This window comes from Sinorhizobium medicae (genome assembly GCF_007827695.1).
GTDB classification, from domain to species: domain Bacteria; phylum Pseudomonadota; class Alphaproteobacteria; order Rhizobiales; family Rhizobiaceae; genus Sinorhizobium; species Sinorhizobium medicae.
In genome coordinates this window covers 175,173-197,945 of sequence record NZ_VITA01000012.1, presented here as the reverse complement: position 1 = coordinate 197,945, position 22,773 = coordinate 175,173, and the positions used below count along the sequence as shown (strand labels likewise).

20 protein-coding genes and 1 other RNA gene are annotated in these 22,773 nt (G+C 61.1%); 11 read left to right on the top strand and 10 right to left on the bottom strand.

Annotation, left to right across the window (positions count from 1 at the left end):
* Positions 1 to 121: 121 nt before the first annotated feature.
* The gene (locus tag FB009_RS20825) at positions 122 to 796 is read right to left on the bottom strand and encodes a class I SAM-dependent methyltransferase (RefSeq protein ID WP_011976241.1); all 675 of its coding nucleotides are present in this window, start codon (positions 794 to 796) and stop codon (positions 122 to 124) included.
* On the bottom strand, positions 793 to 2,043 hold the full coding sequence (locus FB009_RS20820) for a DUF3419 family protein (RefSeq protein WP_024311516.1): 1,251 nt from the start codon (positions 2,041 to 2,043) through the stop codon (positions 793 to 795). The genes FB009_RS20825 and FB009_RS20820 overlap by 4 nt, the downstream gene beginning before the upstream one ends.
* Positions 2,044 to 2,259: 216 nt before the next feature.
* Here FB009_RS20820 and FB009_RS20815 point away from each other — a divergent pair, with 216 nt between their 5' ends.
* Positions 2,260 to 3,621 carry a serine hydrolase domain-containing protein gene (locus FB009_RS20815; protein WP_011976239.1) on the top strand — a complete coding sequence of 454 codons (1,362 nt, stop codon included), beginning with the start codon at positions 2,260 to 2,262 and terminating at the stop codon, positions 3,619 to 3,621.
* A gap of 41 nt (positions 3,622 to 3,662) precedes the next feature.
* On the opposite strand, the gene FB009_RS20810 is transcribed toward FB009_RS20815, so the two are convergent.
* From FB009_RS20810 to FB009_RS20800, 3 genes are all read right to left on the bottom strand, one after another.
* Positions 3,663 to 4,664 (bottom strand): lytic transglycosylase domain-containing protein, encoded by a 1,002-nt coding sequence (locus FB009_RS20810; protein ID WP_011976238.1) that lies wholly within the window; start codon positions 4,662 to 4,664, stop codon positions 3,663 to 3,665.
* Between the two features lie 118 nt (positions 4,665 to 4,782).
* A complete protein-coding gene (locus FB009_RS20805; RefSeq protein ID WP_011976237.1) occupies positions 4,783 to 5,415 on the bottom strand; it encodes a LysE family translocator in 633 nt (210 codons plus the stop codon).
* A gap of 135 nt (positions 5,416 to 5,550) precedes the next feature.
* Entirely contained in the window at positions 5,551 to 6,765 is a 1,215-nt protein-coding gene (locus FB009_RS20800; RefSeq protein WP_011976236.1) for a pyrophosphate--fructose-6-phosphate 1-phosphotransferase, read from the bottom strand.
* A 356-nt stretch (positions 6,766 to 7,121) separates the two neighbouring features.
* On the opposite strand from FB009_RS20800, the gene FB009_RS20795 reads away from it, so the two are divergent.
* The 4 genes from FB009_RS20795 (at position 7,122) to FB009_RS20780 (ending at position 10,678) form a co-directional block, all read left to right on the top strand.
* Complete coding sequence (locus FB009_RS20795; protein ID WP_011976235.1) at positions 7,122 to 7,829, top strand: J domain-containing protein; 708 nt, start codon at positions 7,122 to 7,124, stop codon at positions 7,827 to 7,829.
* On the top strand, positions 7,826 to 8,590 hold the full coding sequence (locus FB009_RS20790) for an N-acetylmuramoyl-L-alanine amidase (protein ID WP_011976234.1): 765 nt from the start codon (positions 7,826 to 7,828) through the stop codon (positions 8,588 to 8,590). Before FB009_RS20795 ends, FB009_RS20790 begins: the two co-directional genes overlap by 4 nt.
* A gap of 226 nt (positions 8,591 to 8,816) precedes the next feature.
* Positions 8,817 to 9,356, top strand: a complete 540-nt coding sequence (locus FB009_RS20785) for a lytic transglycosylase domain-containing protein (protein ID WP_011976233.1) — start codon at positions 8,817 to 8,819, stop codon at positions 9,354 to 9,356.
* 134 nt (positions 9,357 to 9,490) lie between these two features.
* Positions 9,491 to 10,678, top strand: a complete 1,188-nt coding sequence (locus tag FB009_RS20780; protein ID WP_011976232.1) for an NAD(P)/FAD-dependent oxidoreductase — start codon at positions 9,491 to 9,493, stop codon at positions 10,676 to 10,678.
* Positions 10,679 to 10,805: 127 nt separating this feature from the next.
* Here the strand turns inward: FB009_RS20780 and FB009_RS20775 are convergent, their stop codons facing one another.
* The 5 genes from FB009_RS20775 to FB009_RS20755 form a co-directional block, all read right to left on the bottom strand.
* Positions 10,806 to 11,564, bottom strand: coding sequence for an amino acid ABC transporter ATP-binding protein (locus FB009_RS20775; protein ID WP_011976231.1), 759 nt, complete (start codon positions 11,562 to 11,564; stop codon positions 10,806 to 10,808).
* A 29-nt stretch (positions 11,565 to 11,593) separates the two neighbouring features.
* Entirely contained in the window at positions 11,594 to 12,724 is a 1,131-nt protein-coding gene (locus FB009_RS20770; RefSeq protein WP_011976230.1) for an amino acid ABC transporter permease, read from the bottom strand.
* Complete coding sequence (locus FB009_RS20765) at positions 12,724 to 13,932, bottom strand: ABC transporter permease subunit (RefSeq protein ID WP_011976229.1); 1,209 nt, start codon at positions 13,930 to 13,932, stop codon at positions 12,724 to 12,726. Before FB009_RS20765 ends, FB009_RS20770 begins: the two co-directional genes overlap by 1 nt.
* A 69-nt stretch (positions 13,933 to 14,001) precedes the next feature.
* Complete coding sequence (locus FB009_RS20760) at positions 14,002 to 15,033, bottom strand: transporter substrate-binding domain-containing protein (RefSeq protein WP_011976228.1); 1,032 nt, start codon at positions 15,031 to 15,033, stop codon at positions 14,002 to 14,004.
* Positions 15,034 to 15,307: 274 nt separating this feature from the next.
* Positions 15,308 to 16,228, bottom strand: coding sequence for a LysR family transcriptional regulator (locus FB009_RS20755; protein ID WP_011976227.1), 921 nt, complete (start codon positions 16,226 to 16,228; stop codon positions 15,308 to 15,310).
* Between the two features lie 135 nt (positions 16,229 to 16,363).
* Between FB009_RS20755 and FB009_RS20750 the strand changes: the two genes are divergently transcribed.
* From FB009_RS20750 to rnpB, 6 genes are all read left to right on the top strand, one after another.
* The gene (locus FB009_RS20750) at positions 16,364 to 17,641 is read left to right on the top strand and encodes a serine hydroxymethyltransferase (protein WP_011976226.1); all 1,278 of its coding nucleotides are present in this window, start codon (positions 16,364 to 16,366) and stop codon (positions 17,639 to 17,641) included.
* A 123-nt stretch (positions 17,642 to 17,764) separates the two neighbouring features.
* Positions 17,765 to 18,658 carry a bifunctional methylenetetrahydrofolate dehydrogenase/methenyltetrahydrofolate cyclohydrolase FolD gene (folD, locus tag FB009_RS20745; protein WP_018208055.1) on the top strand — a complete coding sequence of 298 codons (894 nt, stop codon included), beginning with the start codon at positions 17,765 to 17,767 and terminating at the stop codon, positions 18,656 to 18,658.
* Between the two features lie 21 nt (positions 18,659 to 18,679).
* Entirely contained in the window at positions 18,680 to 19,576 is an 897-nt protein-coding gene (purU, locus tag FB009_RS20740) for a formyltetrahydrofolate deformylase (protein ID WP_018208056.1), read from the top strand.
* Between the two features lie 59 nt (positions 19,577 to 19,635).
* The gene (locus tag FB009_RS20735; protein WP_011976223.1) at positions 19,636 to 20,886 is read left to right on the top strand and encodes a D-amino acid dehydrogenase; all 1,251 of its coding nucleotides are present in this window, start codon (positions 19,636 to 19,638) and stop codon (positions 20,884 to 20,886) included.
* Between the two features lie 50 nt (positions 20,887 to 20,936).
* Positions 20,937 to 22,265 carry a D-serine ammonia-lyase gene (locus tag FB009_RS20730; RefSeq protein WP_011976222.1) on the top strand — a complete coding sequence of 443 codons (1,329 nt, stop codon included), beginning with the start codon at positions 20,937 to 20,939 and terminating at the stop codon, positions 22,263 to 22,265.
* A gap of 58 nt (positions 22,266 to 22,323) precedes the next feature.
* An RNA gene (gene rnpB, locus FB009_RS20725) (RNase P RNA component class A) lies at positions 22,324 to 22,721 on the top strand.
* The last annotated feature ends 52 nt before the right edge of the window (positions 22,722 to 22,773 follow it).

Below are 22,773 nucleotides of genomic sequence, written 5' to 3'. Positions count from 1 at the left end.
GGCCTCCTTTTCACCATAACATCGTAAAAATTGCGTTAGCTCAAGTATGAATTGCAGCACGGCGCTCTTCCCCCGCAACTCTTTTAGAACATTTCCGCCTTTTGCGGATCGTCGAACAAGATCAGGGGAAGCATGCTGCGGGCCGGCGATAGACTACGAGCCAGGCATAGCCCCTGCCGAACGATCTGACCTCGAGCGAGGATCCGTTCGTCTGGGCTTTTTTGCGCATCACGTCGAAAAGCGATTCGCGCGGTGTGACATGGAAACGTCCGAGCCATGCCTGAAGCAAGCGGCGGAACCCGGCGGGCCAGCCTTCCTGCTGGCCGAAGTCGGCAATATGCAGCGAGCCTCCCGGGTTTAGCGCGGCGATCGCGGCATCGATCGCCCTTTCCCAATCGGGTACCATCGAGAGGGCATAGGAGATCACGATCCGGTCGAAGCCATTCTGACCGAAGGACGCGGCTGTGAAATCGGTCGCGTCAGCAACGCGCAGGAAGCTATCCGGCCGGCCCTGGCGCCGGAGCTTGGTTTTGGCGGCCGCCAGCATTTCCGCCGAGATATCGAGTCCGAAAAGGCGGACACCGGGATAGAGATCGCCGATCATCGCCAGATTTCGGCCCGTGCCGCAGCCCACTTCGAGAATGGAGGCACCGGGCGCCGGGGTCAGCTCACGGAGCAGGGTATCGCGGCCGAAGAGGTAGTATTTGCGGGTGAAGTCATAGATATAACGCTGATGGCGGTACATCCGGTCCATGAGATGCGCATGGCTGTCAGCCGCGGTCTGCATGGCGCTCATGCCTTCTTCCGGTAGATGTGGAAGCCGCCATAGATCGCCGATCGATCCTCGGCGCCAAGTTTCGCCGAAGTCTCGGTATCATAATGCCATTGGTCGAGGAGAGTGGGCGAAAGGCGTCCCGGCAGAATGCTTGCCTCGGCTGCCGTGCGGAAAATGACCACCGCGCCGGCGTCAGCGGTGCGCGTGATCTCCGTCCAGAGATCGTTCAACTGCAGGTCGCTCATCCAGTCCTGCGCGTCGAGAAGCACGTAGCGGTCGGCGGAGGCAGCGGGTTTGCCGGCAAGCAGCTCCGTGAAGCTCGCATGATGGACCTTGACCCGCTCGGCACCCCGGCGGATTGCCTCATAGTGCTTCGCCTGGAGATAGGCCGGCAGCTCGCCCTCGTCGGGGCGCGGGTAACGCCGCGCAAATGCCTGCCAGGCAAAGTAGTTCTCGCGAAGCGGAAAATGGCAGGTCAGTTTCTCGAGGCGATGGCGCAGCACCGCGGCAAGCGATTTCTCCTGGCTCAAGCGCGCGAGCTCGTCGAACTGCTGCGGTGGGATGCCGAGGCCGAAAAGCGAGCTCTTGCGGCTCGTGATCCAGCGAATGACCGGGCGGTCGAAGAGCGGAGCAAGCTTGTCTTCGAAGAATTGCCGCTGCTCGCGCAAGGAACGCGCCTTCACGAAATCTTCGGGATTTATGCCGTGCAGGCGCGCGAGGACATGGCTTGCCGTGATGAAACGGCCGAGTAGGCCGGTTCGGTAGATGTTGCGCTCGAAGACTCCGATGCGCCTGCGGCCGGTCAGGTCACGGCCGTTCCAGTAGTCACGGGTGAACCGATCGAGCTTCGGCGCAAGGAACATGCTGTAGGCGTGCCTGTTCGAGCGCGTGCCTTCGACGGCGAGGAACCGCACCACGTCCTTATGGTTAGGCAGATGGCGAAAAGCCGACAATTTGAGCCGGTTGAGTGCGACGTGATGAGGATTGAGGTCGACCACGTCGATGCGGGCCGGCTGGGCAGAGAGATAGGTCAGCATGTTGCAGCCGCCGGAACCGATCGTAACGATCCGGTGTCCGGGGCGGATCCGCATCGCCTCCATGTCGACGATCGGATCCTCCCAGATCTGAGGATAGACGAGCCCGGAAAAGAGCAGACCGAACAGGCGCTCCGAAAGGCCGGCGAGGGAAAGAGCCCTATGCTGGAGGAGCGCACTTTTCAGTTTCGGATTCTTCTTGCCGAAACCGGCATCTCTGGCGAGGTCCGTCATCTTGCCTGTCATCCAGTTGAAACTGAGCCGGTTCTAAGGTGACTCGGCTACACTTTGATGACGGGTTGCGGACTGGCCCCGCGGATGTGGCAGACGTGCCGGCTTCAATATGCGCCCGTCGGGTACAGCAGCCGGAAGCGCGAAAGTTGCTGTAGTATTCTGACCTGTTGCATGTTGTGTCCAGAGACAGAGAAGCAGGCAACCAGGAGGACGAGAATGCAGGGTCTGCTGAAGACGCTTGGCGGATTGGCGATGGCGGCGCTCGCTTCCTTTTTCGGCTGGCTGGTCCTGTTTCCGCCTGAGCTCCTCACGCTCGGCGATGGGTACGCCGCCAAGATCGTCTGCTCCAATGTGTTCCTCGCCGGACGCGATCCGCAGGACGTGCTCGCTGATGACGTGCAGGCGCCTGGCCATCCGCTGCTGAAGCTCGTGCGCGTTTCGGTCGATCGGGAAGAGCAGAGCGTGACGGCGCGTATGATGGGCTTTGCCGCGCCTGGCAGAGCCGTCTACCGCCCGCGCCGGGGCTGCACCAATGTGAGCGGAGGCAGCGCCGAAGCCATCGCCGGACTGCGCGAGGCTGAGAGGGCGGCGATATCCGTCGTCCATAAACCGAACGTCAGCTGGCCCGAAGGGGACAAGGCCGACACGGACCCGGCCATACAAAAGCTTGTGGAGAACCCGGCATTGGCAGGTCCTGGTATGCGTGCGATCGTCGTTATCCGGGACGGCAGGCTGGTTGCGGAGACCTATGCGCCTGGTTTTGACCGGAACACACCCTTGCTCGGCTGGTCGATGACGAAATCCGTGACGGCGGCGATCATCGGCCGGCGCATTGCCGATGGGCGGATGGATCTGACCCGGGCCAATCTGGTGCCCGAATGGAACGGCGACGACCGGGCTCGCATCAAGCTCACCGATCTTCTCGCGATGCAGAGCGGACTGACCTTCAACGAGGATTACGGCGACGTTACCGACGTCACCCGCATGCTCTTCCTGGAAAACGACATGGCCGGCTTCGTCGCCGCGAAACCGTTGGGAGCCGATCCGGGCACGAAATTCGCCTATTCGAGCGGAACGAGCAACCTTCTATCCCGCCTCTGGATGCAGACATTCGCGGATCCGGCGGAGGCCCTGGCCTATCCGCACGAGGCACTCTTCGCCCCGCTCGGAATGACAAGCGCGGTCATGGAAACGGATGCGAGCGGAACCTTCGTCGGCTCTTCCTATATGTATGCTTCGGCGCGGGATTGGGCGCGCTTCGCGGAGTTTCTGCTTCAGGACGGAAGCTGGAAGGGCAGGCGGCTGCTGCCGGAGGGATATGTGACGTTCATGCGCACGCCGACGGCGGCTTCCGGCGGTGATTACGGGGGCGGCCAGGTTTGGCTTCAGGAAAACGGTATCCGCGCCGGAACGGCCAATTTTCCTTCAGACACATTCTGGATGCTCGGGCATGACGGGCAGGCGATCATGATCGCCCCCTCGTTACGCCTCGCTGTGGTCCGACTGGGGCTGACACCGTCGCGGCTCCGCTACGACGTGCAGAAGCTGAACGCGAAGATTATTGATTCGCTCGATTGAGCAGGTCCGGCTGGGCGAAACGACCGCAGCCTTGCCGCGCCTCACCTCATGTTCAGCTCGTCCAGCATGCCCTTGCGCTTGGCATGGTAATAATAGCCGCTGGCGTAGAGCTTGACCGCGCCGTCATTCTTGTTGTCGGCAACCATCCACGCTCCGCGCAGGTATCTAGTCGCATATTTGAGGTTGGTTTCCGCATCGAAAAGGCCCTCGGCCGACCCTTCATAGCCAAGACCTTTGGCGGTGTTATAGCGAATCTGCATCAGCCCGTAATTGCCCTTGCTATAGGCGCGCGGATTGTAGTTGCTCTCCCGCTTGACCACCCGATGCACCAGGTCGAGAGGCAGACCGTTCAGCTCGGCATAATATTTGATCATCCTGTCGAGTTCGGGCCGCGAACTGGTCGGTGTCTTCGAAAACTTCAACGACTCGGGGATAGCGCTTGCGACCGCACCCACTGCCGCATCGACGGCCGTGCCGATCAGGTCCGTCTTCGGGCGCTCCGTCGGCACGATCATGCGCTTGGCCACGAGTGTTTCAAGTCCGACAGGCTCGCCGGTGTCGAAATCCGAATCCCAGGAGGCGGCAATTCCGATGAAGGGGGCGGGTTGTTCAGCGTTCTTTTGGATCGGGGCAGCGGCCTGGGAGAGATTCGGCAAGGCGGGTGTCGCCATGGCCACGTCAAAGACTTGGGCGGGCTTCTCCGCCGGCACCGCAGCGGAGCGAGGTGCGGCAAAGGCCAGGGTCGCGTCCGTGGCGGGCGCCGTGTTCGCTCCAGCATCTGCCGTTGTGGCGCTTGCCGGCACCGTGGGCGAGGTCTGCGCGCTCAGTGCTGCCGTTGTGCTCGACGCGGCACCGATCGGCGAAGGCAGCGCATAAGCCGTGGTTTCCGTTCCGGGCTTCGGCAGGGGCGTTACTGTCTGTACCGCCGTCAACTCCGCAAGCGATGTATGCTCCACCGTTGAACAGCCCGAAGCAACGACGACGGACACGACGGACACGGCGGTGAGTGCCCGTTTCGAAAGGGGGATACGGAAATGCGCCATGTTGTCACTTTCGTGCTTCTGGGCCCCGCAGCCCCGGCAAATCAGCGGGTGCCACCCGCTTCGCGTGAATTTCCATTAACCTATGCCGCCGGTGGCGGCAAGCAGGCGAGCGCAGCTTTCAAGACGTGACGCGTTTCAGGCCGGCCGTCAGCAGGCCGGCGCCGATAAGCAGCGAACCGCCGACGCGGTTAACGATGCGCCGAACACTGGGCCTGCGGATGGTGCTGCCGGCCGCGGCGGCAAGCCAGGCGTAGAGCGCCGCGTTGACTGTCGCGAGTACCAGGAAGGTCGTCTCGAAGATGGCCATCTGGGTGAAAAGCGGCCGAGACAGATCGAGGAACTGGGGCAGGAAAGCGACGAAGAAGAGAATGCTTTTCGGATTGAGCGCGGTGACCGCATAGGTATGGATGAAGATTCGCGATGGCCTTTCGACGGGACTCTTCCGGAGGCTGCCCGTGTCGCTTTCGACGGGCGCCTTCCAGAGCTTGATTCCGAGCCAGACAAGATAGGCAGCGCCTATCCACTTCAATACGGTGAAAACGGCGGCCGAGGTTGCGAGCAGGGCGCCAAGACCGAGCATCGATGCGGTCATTGCCGTGAAATCACCAAGGGCGACACCTGCGACCGTCGCTCCCGGAATCTTTCGGCCATGGCCGAGCGCGTAGGAGATTACGAGAAGAATAGTGGGGCCGGGAATTGCAAGCAGCACGGCCGATGCGGCGGCGAAGGCGAACCAGTGTTCGAAGGACATCAAGAGGCTCCCCGTTTGAATGGCTTCTGAAAAGGAGGGAGCCATGCCCGCGCGCCGCCGTCAACGGCTGTCTTAAACGTATTCGGGCAGGAAGCGGTTCGCCGTTTCAGAAAACAGCGAACCGTTCGGCATTCGTCAGTCGGCGGCCTGCCATTTCTGGCCCACGGCATTCATCACCTCGCCGAACCACTTCACGGATGTGTCGAAATGCTTTCCGCCCTTGATGCGCGGAAACTCGATCGTACGGAGCCGCCCTCCCTGGTCCTCGTCATGGCCGGTCACGCCGGAGACCTTGTTGAGTGCACTTTCGACCGCCAGATCGACCATGCTCTGGATGAGGCGCAGATCGTCGCCGTTGGCGGGCGCCGATCGGGCATAGTAGCCGGACTTCTGCACCATGGAGCGCTCGGCGCCGAGGAGCGCTGCAAACTGCTTGGAGAACCAGTTGCCGACATTGATCGTGTCGATCTTCACGTGACCGAAAGCATCGCGCTTGACCGTCTCTCCGGCGGCCTCTCGTTCGGCGACAATGGCGTCCAGGCAGGCACCTTCACTGACGAACAGAGTAACGAAGCCGACACGATCCATTACGTCGCGCAGGCGCTCGGCTTCTGATTCGAGATCGAATTTCATCTCCGGCAGATAGAGCCCGTCGATATTCTTCAACTGGGCGTTCATCATGAAGCCGTCGACATAATCCTTGTTGCCGGCCATCTGCATGTAGGCGCGCGCGGTTGCTGCAGTCAGCCAGCCGCAATGACGGCCCATGACCTCGTGAACCACGAGGGTGCGCGGCGCGGCGCTTTGTTCGTTACTGACATGGTCGAAGAAGCGGGCGCCGTATTCGGCCGCTGTCCAGGCGCCGAGCGACTGACGGATCGGCACGACGTCGTTGTCGACCGTCTTCGGCAGGCCGACGACCGTCAGATCGTAGCCGTTGGCGCCCAGATAGGCCGCGAGGTCGGCTGCGGTGGTGTTGGTGTCGTCGCCGCCGATCGTGTGCAGAATGCTGATGCCGTCGGAGGCGAGCCTTTCTGCGGCCACGCGAAGCGGGTTTTCACCTTCCTTGACCAAGCCGCGCTTCACGCAATCTGCGGTATTCGTAAGCTTCACCCGGCTATTGCCGATCGGCGATCCGCCGTGCCGGTGAAGCACATGCGCGCGCTCGCGCATTGCCGGGGTAATTTCGATCCGGTCGGCGAGAAGCAGGCCCTGATAGCCGGAACGATAGGCCACGAGCTCATAGTCCGGCGCGACGTCCGTGTAGCGTCCGATCAGCCCGCCGACAGCGGATGAAAGGCAGGGTGCAAGCCCGCCCGCCGTCAGCATTGCGACTTTCTTCTTGGCCATGGGTCCTCCTTCGGATTCCGACATGAGGCGATCGCTTCTGGATTCGATCGCGTCCGGACAATCCTTGCCTTCGATCAAAGATAACGGTGGTCTAACGCAAATCCGATGGAAATAAAATGACAGGTCTGTGGATGGTGAAAAAGTCGGAAGTGGTTTGCAACGGAAGCCAGCGCCATACGTTGTGTTCAAATGGTCGCACAGCGTGCTCCAGGAATTCGATTGAGATTTGTGGCGATATGAATTATTGAGGGGCCATCACAAATCCGTCATCCATCAAGGCTGACGCGGCTCTGCCGCTTGCAAATCGCCACCACTTAAGTTCATGCTCTCGTGGTGGACAGGGAACAATCGCACTCATGTCATTTTGGGACAACCTTCTCAAGATCGTCGCGGCCACCGGTAATGCGCTTACAGGAGTGGTCGAGGCGGTTCGGACGCTCTTCGAAGGAGATCCGGAAACGCGGCGAAAGGTCGCCTTTTCTGTCGCAATGATCGCCCTTTCGGCGAAAATGGCGAAGGCCGACGGCATCGTGAACGAGGCCGAGGTGACCGCGTTTAGAGACATCTTCAAGTTTCCCGTGGATCAGGCGAAGAACGTCGCGCGCCTCTACAATCTCGCGCGCCAGGATGTTGCCGGGTATGAGGCCTATGCGGAGAAGATGGCTTCGCTTTGCTCCTCCTGCGAGAAGAATTGTCCAATCCTCGAAGATATCGTCGACGGGCTCTTCCACATAGCGAAGTCCGACGGGGCAGTGCATGAGAAGGAACTGACGTTCCTGAGGCACGTGGCTGAGATCTTCAAGATGGACGACGAGCATTTCGGGCGGATCATGGCGCGTCACGTTCATGGCGACGACCGCGATCCCTATCAGGTGCTCGGCGTTTCGCCCCGGGATGACTTTGCCGCCATCCGAAAGCGATACCGCGTCCTGGTGTCCGAGAACCACCCGGACATGCTCGTGGCGCGTGGCGTGCCGGAGGAGTTCCACGCGATCGCCAACGATCGCATGGCCGTGCTCAACGCGGCTTACGAGGCAATTGAAAGAGAACGCCGGGCCGCATGACATCCAGCACCTGCGACTTCCCCGGCGCCCGTCTCGTGCCTTCGCCCAACCACGGCGAGCGCGCCGGTGGGCGCAGGCCCGATATGATCATACTTCACTACACCGGCATGGAGACGGCGGCTTCTGCGCTCGATTGGCTCTGTCGCAAGGAAAGCCAGGTCTCCTGCCATTACTTCGTCGATGAGGAAGGGCGCATTGCCCAGTTGGTGCCGGAAGAGCGCCGGGCCTGGCACGCGGGCAAAAGCTTCTGGAAGGGTGAGACGGATATCAATTCCTGCTCGATCGGGATCGAGATCGCCAATGCCGGCCATCCGGGCGGTCTGCCGGACTTTCCTAAGGCGCAGGTCGCGGCGGTCGCCGAATTATGTCTGGACTGTGGCGAACGCTGGGAAATTGCCCCCGAGAGGGTGCTTGCTCACAGCGATATTGCGCCGATTCGCAAGGTTGATCCTGGAGAAAATTTTCCTTGGGATGTGTTGTTTCGTCGCGGGGTCGGACACTGGGTGGAACCCGCGCCGGTGAGGGGCGGGCGCTTCTTCCAGTGCGGCGACTGCGGGCAACCGGTGGAAGCACTTCAGTCGATGCTCCTGCTTTACGGCTACGGCGTTGAAATAACAGGAGAATTCTGCCAGAAAACCGAAGGCGCCGTCGCGGCGTTTCAGCGCCATTTCCGGCAATCGCGAGTGGATGGAATTGCCGACGTTTCCACCATCGATACCCTGCACCGTCTGCTGTCCGCGCTGCCGAATCTTAACGACTGAACGACGATTTTCCTCCGGCCTAATTTAGCGTTCGGTTGATTTTCGTGCACGATTTTGTCGTCCTGCCACATGTTTACCATGATAGCCCGGTCATTTCCGCTGCATCAACTGCAGGAGATGTGGCGCCGAGCGCGGCACTCTTGTCAATGAAAACGATCGGGAAATTTGCTCGTAGCGGTGGGGTGCGCCGCGCGGTCGGTTCCCCAGACCGGAGACTTCAAACTAAATGAGAATAGCGTCTGTTGCTGCGGCGGCGGCATGCCTTGGCATGTTCATCGCCGGGATGGGTACGTCGTATGCAGGGGGCATCGACAAAACCGTCAAGACTTCTGCGATACCTTCCGTGACCCGAACCACGGGTTATCCAAAACCTGACCTCGCATTGCCTGGCGGCTCCCAATATACGATCCTCATCCAGTCCTATGCCAAGCAATACGGCGTTCCGGTAGATCTGGCGCACGCTGTCGTACAGGTCGAGAGCAACTTCAATCCCAAGGCTCGCGGCCGCGCCGGGGAAGTCGGACTGATGCAGATCAAGCCGGCCACGGCCCGGATGATGGGTTATTCCGGCTCGGTCAAGGAACTCTTCGATCCTGAGACCAACATCAAGTTCGGAATGAAATACCTGGCAAAGGCCAAGGAGCTTTCGGACGGCTCCACCTGCGGCACCATTCTCAAATACAATGCGGGCCATGGTGCGAAGCGGATGAATCCCGTTTCGAAGCGCTATTGCGGCAAGGTCAAGACTATTCTCGACTGGTTGTGATCTACGGCGCCACGCCTGCCAGCGCTTGAAGGTCGGGTATCGCGTTCCGGCATGTTGTTAATATTCAAAGGAACTCGGTGCGGCGGCCCGAGCGGCATGCTATCCCGGTCGCGAAGCAAACATCGGGGAAGGGCATGTCGGAGAGCGTTGACTTTGTCATCATCGGCAAGGGCATGATGGGTGCCGCAGCGGCGCGCCATCTGGCGAGAGCAGGCGCCGATGTCGCTCTCGTCGGGCCTGACGAGCCGGAGGACTGGGCGAACCACAGCGGTGTGTTCGCCAGCCACTACGACAATGCCCGCATCACCCGCACGATCGACGATGATCCGGTCTGGGCGCGACTGGCGCGTCGCTCGATCGACCGCTATCCGGAAATTGCAAGGGAGAGCGGTGTCGAATTCCACTTCCCGGTCGGTTGCCTGATTGCGGCGCCCGCTCCGGGCAGCGCATTTGACTATCTGGAAAATGTCGAGCGCGCCCGCGACAGGCTCGGTGTCGAAGCACCGCTGATCCCCGGCGGCGACCTCGCCGCGCGATTTCCCTGGTTCCGCTTTCCTCAAGGCTTTGCCGGCATCCATGAGGCCCGTGGTGCAGGCTACATCAATCCGCGCTCGCTCGTGCTCGCGCAGACGATCGCGGCCGAAAAATCCGGCGCACGGGTGATCCGTTCCGAGGTCGTATCGGTCGAAGACGGCCGGCATCGAGTGGTGGTCGGGACAGCCGGCGGGCACTCGCTGCACGCCGGCCGCGTCCTTGTCGCCGCAGGCGGCTTCTCGATTTCGGAGGCGCTGCTCCCGCGTCCGCTCGATCTCACGGTGAAGGCGCGTACGGTGCTCTTTGCCGAGGTCGCGGCGGATGATCTCCCCCGCTTTACGCGCATGCCGTCGCTGATCGGCGCCGCGCCGGAACAGGAGCGAAGCTACTATCTGTTGCCTCCGGTCGCCTATCCCGACGGCAAGCATTATATAAAGATCGGCGGCGATCCGACCGATCGGATTCTTGCCAGCGAGCCGGCGGTCAGGGCATGGTTCCGAAGCGGCGCAAACGCAGAAGCGGCCGCGCATATGCACAGGCTCCTCGCAGAGACGATCCCGGAACTGAGGCCGGTCTCGACGCATCATTCACCCTGCGTCACCGCTTTCACGCGTCACGGCTACCCCTATATAGGCTTTGCGAGCAATCGTGTCGCTGTGCTTACAGGCGGCAACGGACAGGCTGCCAAGAGCTCCGACGAGATCGGCAGGCTTGGTGCCGTGCTGTTGACGGAGGGGAGGCTTCCGGCCGACGACTACGAGACAGATTTCGCGGTCGCGTTTCGTTAGAGCATTTCCGCTTTCTCCGAATCGCGGATACTCTCTAACCGGTTGTTTTGCCGCAATTCCGGACGGAAAACCGCTACGCAAATTTTCCTGGAATTGCCCCAACCCGACGGGAGCGCTAGAAACGCGGTCAGTGCTTCAGCACACGGGCAAGGAACGAGCGGGCACGGTCGTTTTCCGGATTGTCGAAAAAGGCGTCCGGCTTTCCAATTTCCAGGATGCTGCCTTGGTCGATATAAACGATCCGATCCGCCACCTCGCGCGCAAACCCCATTTCATGCGTCACGATCATCATCGTCATGCCGTCTGCCGCCAGTTCCCGCATGACGTCGAGCACCTCGCCGATCATTTCCGGGTCGAGAGCGGAGGTCGGTTCGTCGAAAAGCATCAGGTGCGGCTCCATGGCTAGTGAGCGGGCGATTGCCACACGCTGCTGCTGTCCCCCGGACAACTGGCCCGGATATTTGTGCGCATGAGCCTCCAGCCCGACGCGTTCCAGAAGCTTGAGGGCAGTTGCTTCGGCTTCTCGCCTGGTCTTCCTGTGCACGCGCATCGGCGCAATCGTGATGTTCTCCACGACCGTCTTGTGCGGAAACAGGTTGAACTGCTGGAACACCATTCCGACACCCTTGCGGATGGCAGCGAGTTCACGTTCGCCTCCCAGGCGGCGGTCCTCCTCGACCGGCATGGGGTAACCGTCCACGAGCAGGCTGCCGTTCTGGTACATTTCCAGGCCGTTGACGCAGCGGATCAGGGTGGATTTTCCTGAGCCGCTTGCTCCGACCACCACTACGACCTCGCCTCTCGAAACGGAAAGATCGATATCCTTCAGAACATGATGGCTTCCATAGAACTTGTTGAGGTTCTTCATTTCGATGATGGCGTTCATGGAACTGTCTCCAGCATGGCTCATTTCGGTCACCGATTGCCTCGTGCAAGATGCGTTTCGAGCCTGCGCGCGACGAAGGTTATCAGGGATCCGACAAGGAAATAGGTGAGAAACAGGAAGGCGTAGACCTCATAGGTCCGGTCGCCATATTGGGGATTGGCCAGGATCATCTGACCGGCGCGCAGAAAATCCGTCAGGCCGATGATGAAGACCAGCGGCGCCGTATTGAAAATATCGAGCACATTGCCGACAAGCGGCGGCACCGCCACGCGAAGGGCCTGCGGCAGTACGATCGAGCGGTTGATGTCGAACTCGCTCATGCCGAGCGAGCGGGCCGCCTCGGTCTGTTCGCGGGGAACGGCTTGCAGGCCGCTCCGGACATATTCGGCCACATAGGCGGAATAGAACAGGGTGAAGCCGATCATGCCGCGCACGACGTCCGCGAGGCCGAATTGCGGCGCCAGGACTGGCATCAGAATCCAGATCCAGTAGACGACCATGATCAATGGCACGGACCGCATCACCTCGATATAGCCCATACAGATCCACCGCATGCTCGAGAAACGGCTGCGGCGGCCAAAGGCGAGCAGGATTCCGACCGGAAGCGAGACAATCGATGTCACGAGCGTCAGCAGAATGCTCAGGAGCAGGCCACCCCAAAGGCCGGCGCCGGGCGGCGACATGACGGCGAAGATTGCGATCAGCGCAATGAAGCCAGCCGGCAACAATGCTCTGCGAAGCAAGGGGATAAGCGAGATTGCCGCGCAGCCGCTCGCAAAGATCGCAATGGTCGAGGCGGTAAGGAGCGCATTCGTCAGGTCTTTTGAACCCGTAAGCGCGATGACGGCAGCCAGCACCAAGAGCAAGCCAGCCGCGTGGCGCTTCCTGAAGGCGAACACGCATCCCAGCGCCGCGCCGAGGAGGGCGGCGATGATCATGATCGCGACCCAGGCGCGCCATGCCTGCTCGGCCGGGAAAATGCCGATCATCAGGATCCGCAGGCTCTCGGGGATGATCTCCCATCGCGCCGTCGTAACCGTCCAGGCCGCGACCTGGTAGGCCAGCCAGAGAAAGCCGGGTATGACGGTGAGAGACAGCAGAATGTCGAACGGCTTGCCGAACAGATTGTGCCGCGACCATTTCAGGAATCTGGCGATCATCACATCGCTCCGCGTTTGCTCAGGCGGCGGTCGGCCCAGGCGACGGTCGCGCTGATAGCCCAGCTAAGGATCAGATAGGACGCCATGACGATGAGGATGCCTTCGAGGCTATGGCCCGTTTGGTTCGCTATGGTGCCGTAGATGTTGAAGAGTTCGGGATATCCGACCGCAATGCCGAGGGCCGTGTTTTTCGTGAGGCTGATATACTGGTTTCCGAAGGAAGGCAGCACGACCCGGAAGACCTGCGGGAGAATGATGTCGTGGACGGTATCGCGGCGGCTCAGTCCGAGGGAGGCTGCCGCCTCCCATTGCCCCTTTGGCAAGGCATCGATCGCTCCACGCACGATTTCCGCAATGTAGGAAGCGCTGTTGACGACGATCGCCAGAAGCAGTGCCGCCATTTCGGGGCTCATGCCTGTACCACCTTTGGCCCGAAACTTCGATGCCACGGGGAAATCCAGTTCCACGATCCCGGTCAGCAGCATCAGGCAAGGAAGCACGACTATGGCACCCATGCAAACCCGGCGGACCAGTCTGTGCTTGTCGAAGACCAGTCCGAGAATTGCGACCCAGCAAGCAGTCGCCATTGCGATGGCGACCGGCGAACCTTCGCCCTTCCAGACGAGGGCCGGAAAAAAGAGGCCTTGCTGGCTGATGACGACGCCGTAGAATTCGGCCGCGGCCGCGATAGGTGGGAAATGCAGGATGACCGCGAAGTACCAGAAGACGAGCTGGATAAGGAGCGGCGTGTTGCGGACGAACTCGACGCACCAGAAGGAAAGGCTCCGAGCCACCCAATTGGTGGAGAGCCGACTTACACCGAGCAGGACTCCGAGCATGGTGCTCAGAACAATGGCGAGAACCGCCACCTTGGTGGTGTTCACGATTCCGGCGGCGAATGCCTGCGCTATCGAACGCTCCGAGGTGAACTCCGTAAAGGCCAGCCAGAACGTGCCGTCGAAGACGAAGGTTTTGCCCTCGCTGAGGTCGAATCCGGCGGCGTCCCATAGAAACGAGAAGCTGAACCTGATCCCGTGCCGGGCAAGTCCTTCCTTCACGGCAAGCGCAAAAAGGACCACCAGGGTGATCGCGGCCGCGATCACGGCAAACTGGGTGGCTCCGTACCTGATCCGATTGCGGCGCCGGCGAGCGGAGAGGAGATCGTCGTCGACCGCATGTTCGGCCGCTTTCGCATGATGCACATTCATGTCGGGATACCTGGAACCGGGATAGGAGCCGAGGCGGGTCGTCCGCCTCGGCTCGGTCAGTAGAGAGGATCAGTTCCAGAGGGGCGAGTAGATCGCGCCGCCCTCTGTCCAAAGAGCGTTAGGCGTACCTTTCCGGTCAAGGAACATGCTCGTATCCGGACCGAGATTGCGGGCGTAAATCTCGCCGTAATTGCCCATCGCCTTTATGGCCTGCGCAACGAAATCGTCCGGAAGGCCGAAGTCCTTGCCGTAGCCGCCTCCCACGCCGAGAAACTTCTGAACGAACGGGTCGTCGCTCTTCAGCTTTTCTTCGAGATTGGCCTGTGTGATGTCGGACTCCTCCGCCTGGAACAGGCCGTAGGTGATCCAGCGCAGCGCATTGCGCCATTTGGAATCATTGGCCGCGACGAAACCAGCGAAGGGCGACTTGTCGAGGGTTTCCGGCAGGATGAGATAATCGGACGGCTTCGGCGAGTTGCCGGCCCAGGCCGCAAGCGCGGACTTGTCTGTGCTCATCGCGTTGCAGCGACCGGAGTTGAGCGCGGCGAACAGCTTTTCGAGGTTTTCGTAGGTGAGAACCTTGGAGCCCTGCCATCCATTGGCCTTGAAAGCGCTGGTAAGCACGGTTTCGGTCACGGAACCCTGAGTCGTGCAGAACGTCGCACCTTCGAGGTCGGCGAACTGCACCACCTCGGAATCCGTCTTCACCATGATACCCGTGCCGTCATAGAAGTTGACCGGCAGAAAATCTATGGCGATCGAGGATTCGCGGGCCGGCTTCATGGTCGTGTGTGCGAAGACGACGTCCACCTGGTTCGTCAGGACGGCGTCGAAGCGGCTTTTGTCCGTTACGGTGACGAATTTGACCTTGGACGCGTCGCCGAGGACCGCCGCTGCAACCGCCCTGCAGAAGTCTACGTCCAGCCCTTCCATCTGGCCTGTGGTCGTATTGAGGTAGCCGAAACCGGGAGCGGTGTTGTCGGTGCCGCAGTTCAGTGTGCCGCGCTGCTTGACGGTGTCGAGGACGGAGGCAGACGCCTGACCTGTGGTAACGGCGAGACCGGCAAAAACACCGGCCGTGAGAAGCTTGATCAGTTTCATTGCATTCCCCTTTATATCGCGAACGGCCCGCACGAAGGTGCAGAGTCCTGCTCTCTTGCCGAGTTGTGATTGGGTGATAGGGCAACAGCGGCTCTTGCCGTTCTGTAGCGATTGCTCCCGCCGCTGGCCTAAGTTCGCTTAAGCAGCAAACCCATATCAATCGACAGGAGGAACGATAGGAAGGCAGTTCATTCAGGTCTACTTAATTTTTCTTTATGTACTATTTAGAAAAACTGTTTGATTTTAATGGGAGGGCCTTCGCGCGTCCCGGCTGTTATCTTTCTCCGGCAGGCACGCGGCGGCGGGAGCCGACGCGTTCGTTCACTTCCGCAATGAACGCCTGAACGGCGGGGCTGCGTTTCTCTCCTTTACGGAACGCGAGGGAAATCTTGCGACGGATCTCCGGCTCAAGCTTGCATACCCAGACGTCTTCGAGGTCATAGCTTGCCCTCAGGCCCGGAAGGATAGAAATGCCATAGCCTTGCCTTATCAGCGCGATCGTAACCTCGAAGCCCTTGCAGCGGGCGACGATGTTCGGGGTGAAGCCTGCCTCCTGGCAGGCATCGGTGATCATGCGGTTGTAGGTCGAGGATGCGGTGTCGAGAGCCCAGCGTTCGTTACGCAATTGGTGCAGCATGACCGTGGATTGCTCTGCCAGGGGATGCGTTCTGGAAACCATCACATTGAAGACGTCTTCCATGAGCGGAATCGTCTCGATGTTCGGGTCGAGCGCGCCGGACGGTACATTGAGATCGTCGATGATCGCGATATCCGTCTGCCAGCTGCGAAGCGCGGCGAGGCTCTCGGCCGGCTCCATTTCATCGAACTGAACCGTCAGCCGGGGATGGAGACGATGCAGCCCATGGATTGCGCCCGCAACGACTGCTCCGGCTACGGACGGAAAGGCCGCTACGCGCAATTCACCCGCAATGACCTTCTTCAACTCCGCAATATCGGCTCGCGCCGACTCCAGTTCTATCAGGATTCGCTCTGCCCGTTCGACGAGCTGCTTTCCGGCGGGCGTCAGTTCGACGCCGCGGCCGCGGCGCTCGATCAGGTCGATACCGACCTCCTGTTCGAGCAGGGCGATCTGCTGCGAAACAGCCGATGGCGAGACGTAGAGCGCCTCGGCTACCGCCGCCATGGTCTTGCGGATCGACAATTCCCGTAGAGCACGCAAGCGAGAAAGATCCATCGTCCACTCCTGAAATCAGCCCCTCAAATCATTAGCAGATCAGAACATATGTGCAAATATTATTAACTTTTTCTGGATCGATGCGGCCGCTAGCCTTCCTCGAGTTCTCATCATCTTTCCGTCCGGAGACAGGTCATGACCGAATACACGAAGGCTTATTTCAATGCGCCGGTTCACGAACGCGACCCATTGGTCGCGCAGGCCATCGACAATGAACGCAAGCGCCAGCAGGACCAGATCGAACTCATCGCTTCGGAGAACATCGTCAGCCGGGCCGTTCTCGATGCGCTTGGCCACGAGATGACGAACAAGACCCTGGAAGGTTACCCGGGAAACCGCTTCCACGGTGGAGGCCAGTTCGTCGATGTGGTGGAGCAGGCCGCAATCGACCGGGCGAAGCAGCTTTTCGGCTGCGCATATGCCAATGTCCAGCCGCATTCGGGCACTCAGGCAAACCTCGCCGTATTCTTCCTGCTCCTGACGCCGGGGGACAAGGTTCTTTCGCTTGACCTTGCGGCAGGCGGTCACCTGTCGCACGGCATGAAGGGCAATCTTTCGGGCCGCTGGTTCGAACCCCACAACTACAATGTGAACCCGGAAACCGAAGTCATCGATTATGACGAACTGGAGCGGATCGCCGAAGAGGTGCGTCCGACACTCCTGATCACCGGCGGCTCGGCCTATCCGCGCGAACTCGATTTCGAACGCATGGGCAATATTGCAAAAAAGGTTGGCGCCTGGTTCCTGGTAGACATGGCGCATATCGCCGGTCTCGTGGCAGGCGGGGTCCATCCTTCGCCGTTCCCGCACGCCGATATCGTCACCTGCACGACGACCAAGACGCTGCGCGGCCCGCGCGGGGGACTGATCCTCACCAACAACGAAGCCTGGTTCAAGAAGCTCCAGTCCGCGGTGTTCCCGGGGGTCCAGGGATCGCTCCACAGCAATGTGCTGGCGGCCAAGGCGATCTGCCTCGGTGAGGCGCTTCGCGACGATTTCAAGGTCTATGCGGCGCAAGTGAAAACCAATGCGCGGGTTCTCGCCGATGTCCTCATGGCCCGTGGAGTACGGGTCGTCTCCGGCGGCACGGACACCCACATCGTACTTGTCGACCTGTCGAGCAAGGGCTTGATCGGCAAGCAGGCCGAGGATCTGCTGGCCCGTGCCAACATCACGGCCAACAAGAACCCGATCCCGAACGACAGCCCGCGTCCGCCGGAATGGTTGGGTATGCGCCTCGGCGTCTCCGCGGCCACGACACGCGGCATGAAGGAAGACGAATTCCGAACGCTCGGCACCATCATCGCAGACCTCATCGAGGCGGAAGCTGCCGGCAATGCCGACCTTAGCGTCGAGGCTGCGAAGACGAAGGTGGCTGAACTGACGGCTGCCTTTCCCGTCTACGGTCACTGAACGCGGGCGATAGCCGTACAGGCGGAGCGGGATGAGGAAAAGTGTGCTCGGTTGTCCGCCCGCATCCCGCTCTAACTTGCTGCAGCCGGTGCGCCCGGTCCGTTGAACGCGAAAGGAATCCCCATGGGAATGGATAGAATCGCCGATCGTGCGATCATTGACGGCAAACGGTTCGCCGCCGGACTGCTGGACGATATCACGGCCAGGGTGAAGAAACTGGAGGAAGAGACCGGGCAGGTTCCCGGCCTTGCCGTCGTGCTCGTCGGCGAAGACCCTGCAAGCAGAGTCTATGTCGGGTCGAAGCATCGCCAGACCCTTGCCGCCGGCATCGCTTCATTCAAATACGAGCTTCCGGCAGAAACCACGCAGGAAGAACTGATGGCGCTGATCGACCGGCTGAACGTCGATCCCGCCGTACACGGCATCCTCGTTCAATTGCCTCTGCCGGCACATCTCGACGCCAACGCCGTCATTCAGGAGATCAACCCGAACAAAGACGTCGACGGCTTTCACATTTCCAATGCCGGACGCCTTGCGACCGGCCAACCGGCACTCGTGCCCTGCACACCGCTCGGCTGCCTTTTACTGCTGAAAGACCGCCTCGGCGCGAACCTGTCGGGGCTCCACGCGGTCGTTCTGGGCAAGTCCAACATAGTCGGCCGGCCGATGGTGCAACTGCTGCTTGCCGAAAGCTGCACGGTGACGATCGCGCATTCGCGCACGCGCAACGCGCCGGAGCTTTGTCGGGAAGCGGATATCCTCATCGTCGCGGTGGGACGGCCGGGCCTGGTACGTGGCGACTGGATCAAGCCCGGGGCCGTGGTCATCGATGTCGGGATTAACCGCGTCGAAGCGGAGGGCAAGTCGCGCATCGTCGGCGACGTTGCCTTCGAGGAAGCCGGCCATGCCGGTGCCATTACGCCCGTGCCCGGCGGGGTCGGCCCCATGACAATCGCCTGCCTGCTGTCGAATACCCTGACGGCCTTCTGCCGTCAGCACGCCGTCAATATCGATTGAGCGGCCCGAAAGGATCGTCCGATGCCCGTCCCCTCCAATCGCTATGCATTGCGTGTCGCCTGCCCGTCCATCCGGGGGGTGACTGCTGCCATCGCGACCTATCTATCCAACAACGGCTGCAATATCTCCGACAGCGCCCAATTCGACGACAAAAGCACCGGGCGGTATTTCATGCGCGTGAGCTTCCAGCCGGAGGAAGGTCACACCCTCGAGCTTTTGCGCGAAGGCTTCGCCGACATCGCCGCGGAATACGAAGCGGATGCCGAATTCTTCGACGAGACGGCAAAGCGCAAGGTTATCCTCATGGTGTCGCGCTTCGGTCATTGCCTCAACGACCTGCTCTACCGCTGGCGCATTGGCGCCCTGCCGATCGACATCGTGGGCGTCATCTCCAACCATTTCGACTATCAGAAGATCGTCGTGAACCATGACATTCCCTTCCACCACATCAAGGTCACCAGGGAAAACAAGCTGGCGGCGGAAGCCGAGCAGATGCGCATAGTGGATGAGACGGGTGCGGAGCTCATCGTGCTCGCGCGCTATATGCAGGTCCTCTCCGACGGGATGTGCAGGAAGATGTCAGGACGCATCATCAATATCCACCATTCGTTCCTGCCGTCCTTCAAGGGCGCGAACCCTTATAAGCAGGCTTTCGAGCGGGGCGTTAAATTGATCGGCGCGACATCGCACTACGTGACCGCGGACCTGGATGAAGGCCCCATCATCGAGCAGGAGACCGTCCGGGTGACGCACGCCCAGAGCGCCGACGATTATGTAAGCCTCGGACGCGACGTGGAAAGCCAGGTTCTGGCGCGGGCGATCCATGCGCATATCCATGGCCGCGTTTTCCTGAACGGCAACAAGACCATCGTCTTCCCGCCGTCGCCGGGCTCCTTTGCATCCGAGCGCATGGGCTGAAGCGCCCGTCGAGCCGGAGCCGCAGCGCCACAACCGTTCGCCTTGATTTCGGGTACATCATGAAAGTCATCGTTCTCGGCGCCGGCATCATCGGCGTCACATCGGCCTATCAGCTCTCCAGGGCGGGACACGAAGTGACGGTCATCGATCGTCAGCCGGGCCCGGCACTTGAGACCAGCTTTGCCAATGCCGGCGAAGTCTCCTTCGGCTATTGTTCCCCTTGGGCTGCGCCCGGCATTCCGATGAAGGCGCTGAAATGGCTCTTCATGCAGCACGCGCCGCTGATCCTTCGCCCCAGGATCGATGCGGCCATGCTCAGCTGGATGGCGAAAATGCTCTCCAATTGCACCTCCCGGCGTTATGCGGTCAACAAGAGCCGCATGCTGCGGCTTGCCGACTACAGCCGCACGTCGCTCGCTGCCCTGCGCGAGGAGACGGCAATCACCTATGACGAGCGAATGCAAGGCACGCTGCAATTGTTTCGCACCGAGGCGCAGCTCGACGCGTCGGCCAAGGACATCAGCGCGCTCGCCGCCGACGGTATCCCCTACGAGGTGCTCGACCGCGACGGCTGCATCCGTGCGGAGCCGGCGCTGGGGCGCGTGCGCGACAAGATCGTCGGCGGCCTGCTAACGCCGCAGGACGAAACCGGCGACTGCTTCAAATTCGCTAATGCGCTGGCGGGGAGGGCGGAAAAACTCGGCGTTTGCTTCGATTACGGCACGGAGATCAGGGCGCTGGAAGTCGATGGCGGCCGGGTGCACGGCGTCGTCACCTCCAAGGGACGGCGCGCCGCCGATGCGGTGGTGGTCGCACTCGGCAGCTATTCGCCGCTGCTCGTGCGGCGCTTCGGCATTCGCCTGCCGGTCTATCCGGTAAAGGGCTACTCGCTGACCATTCCGATTGCGGACGCTTCGCGCGCACCGGTATCGACGGTGATGGACGAAACCTACAAGATTGCCATCACCCGCCTCGGCGATCGCATCCGCGTCGGAGGCATGGCCGAGATCTCCGGCTATACCAACGACCTCGGCATTGCGCGCCGACGCACGCTGGAACATTCGGTCATGGACCTGTTCCCGGGCGGCGATGCCGCGAAGGGCTCCTTCTGGTCCGGGCTGCGTCCGATGACGCCCGACGGCACGCCGGTGATTGGCCCGACCAGGATCGCCGGGCTCTTCCTTAATACCGGTCACGGCACTCTGGGTTGGACGATGAGTTCCGGATCGGCCCGCGTGATCGCCGATCTCGTCAGCGACCGCAAGCTGGAGATCGATGCCACCGATCTCGCCATTGCCAGGTATGGCTAAGCGACTCCAGCGCGAGCAGCATTCGTAGCCCCCCAAAACACGAGGACGACATGACACTTCAGCTCCCGAATGATCCGGCCCGTAGCGATGTGCTTTCAGCCCGCCCGACCCTTTGGATCAATTCTCTGTACCGCGACGATGCAATCGGCGATACCTGCCTGCCGCTCGTTCCCGATCAGGTCGATGTGGCACAGTCTGACTGGGAGCGCCTGGCGCCGCTCCTCGAGACCTGTTTCCCCGAATTGAAGAAGACAGCGGGTGCAATACGCTCCGACCTGACAGAATTGCACGCGCTTCGTGAGGCGCTTGGTTATGGCGGCGGCGAGTTCGGCCGGGTCTTCGCTAAGGCAGACAGCGCGCTCCCGGTAGCGGGTTCGATCAAGGCACGCGGCGGCGTCTACGAAGTCTTCGTTTTCGCCGAAGAACTGGCCAGGCGCGAGGGCCTTATCGGGGACCGGGAGGATATTCGTCATCTGGCCAGCGCCGAAGCCCGGGCATTTTTCTCCAGCTATTCGATCGCCGTAGGCAGCACTGGCAATCTGGGGCTCAGCGTTGGAGTCGCCGCGCGTGCTCTTGGCTTCGAAGCAACGGTTCACATGTCATCGGATGCGAAACCGTGGAAGGTGGAGCGATTGAGAAAGCTCGGCGTGAAGGTCGTACAGCACGAGGCCGACTACACCACGGCGGTGGAGAACGCCCGCAGCGCGGCAGAGGACGACCCGGCGGTCTACTTCGTCGACGATGAGCAATCCCGACGCCTGTTTCTCGGTTACAGCGTTGCCGCGTCGGAACTCGTGGATCAGCTTCAAACGTTTGGTGTTGCCGTCGACGCCGACCGTCCTCTGTTCCTTTATCTGCCTTGCGGCATCGGCGGTGCCCCCGGCGGCGTGACCTATGGTGCCAAAAAGGTGTTCGGCGACAATGCGCATTGCTTCTTTGTGGAGCCTGTCCAGTCGCCTTGCGCTCTCGTCCATATGATGAGTGGTTCCGAGGAACTCGTCTCGGTCTATGATGTCGGGCTGACGAACAGCACGGAGGCGGACGGCATGGCCGTCGCGCGGATGTCGGCCTTCGTTGCGACAGTCATGCGGAACATGCTGGCAGGGGTCTTCACCGTTGACGATGCGTCTCTCTTTCGCTGGCTGCTCCTTGCCCACGAGGTCCAGGGTCTTCGCCTGGAGCCTTCTGCGGCCGCGGGTTTTGCGGGGCCGGGCTTTATCGTGAAGCATCCGCAGGGGCGGGCATTCTGCGAACGGCTGAAGCTGTCTGATCGCTTGCGGCAGGCAACGCATGTGGTCTGGACGACAGGAGGATCGTTTGTGCCGCAGGAGCAGTTCGACCAATTCCTGGAAATTGCTCAGGCCTCCAGATCACGATGATTTACAGCAGTACCGATTTCTCTGGCGCTAGCCGCCACGGTCGTTTAATGAGCCTCTGCCAGTTGGCCGGGCAGCCGCGCCCCGCAAGTGCCGAAAGGCCGCGGGGCGAGGAAAGTCCGGGCTCCACGGAAACACGGTGCCGGATAACGTCCGGCGGGGGCGACCCCAGGGAAAGTGCCACAGAAAGCAGACCGCTCCGCTTGCGGAGTAAGGGTGAAAGGGTGGGGTAAGAGCCCACCGCGGACATGGCGACATGGACGGCACGGCAAACCCCACCGGGAGCAAGACCGAATAGGGACGACACGGGCGCGCAAGCGTCCAGCCGGTTTCCAGGCGCGTCGTCCGGGTGGGTTGCACGAGGCTGCGCGCAAGCGCAGTCCCAGATGAATGGCTGCCACGTTTCGTCTCCTCGGAGGCGGAGCCATACAGAACCCGGCTTACAGGCCAACTGGCTTTTTTTCTTTGCTGCTGCGCTTCCGCCAGCGCCCTCCGGGATTTTGCTGATCTC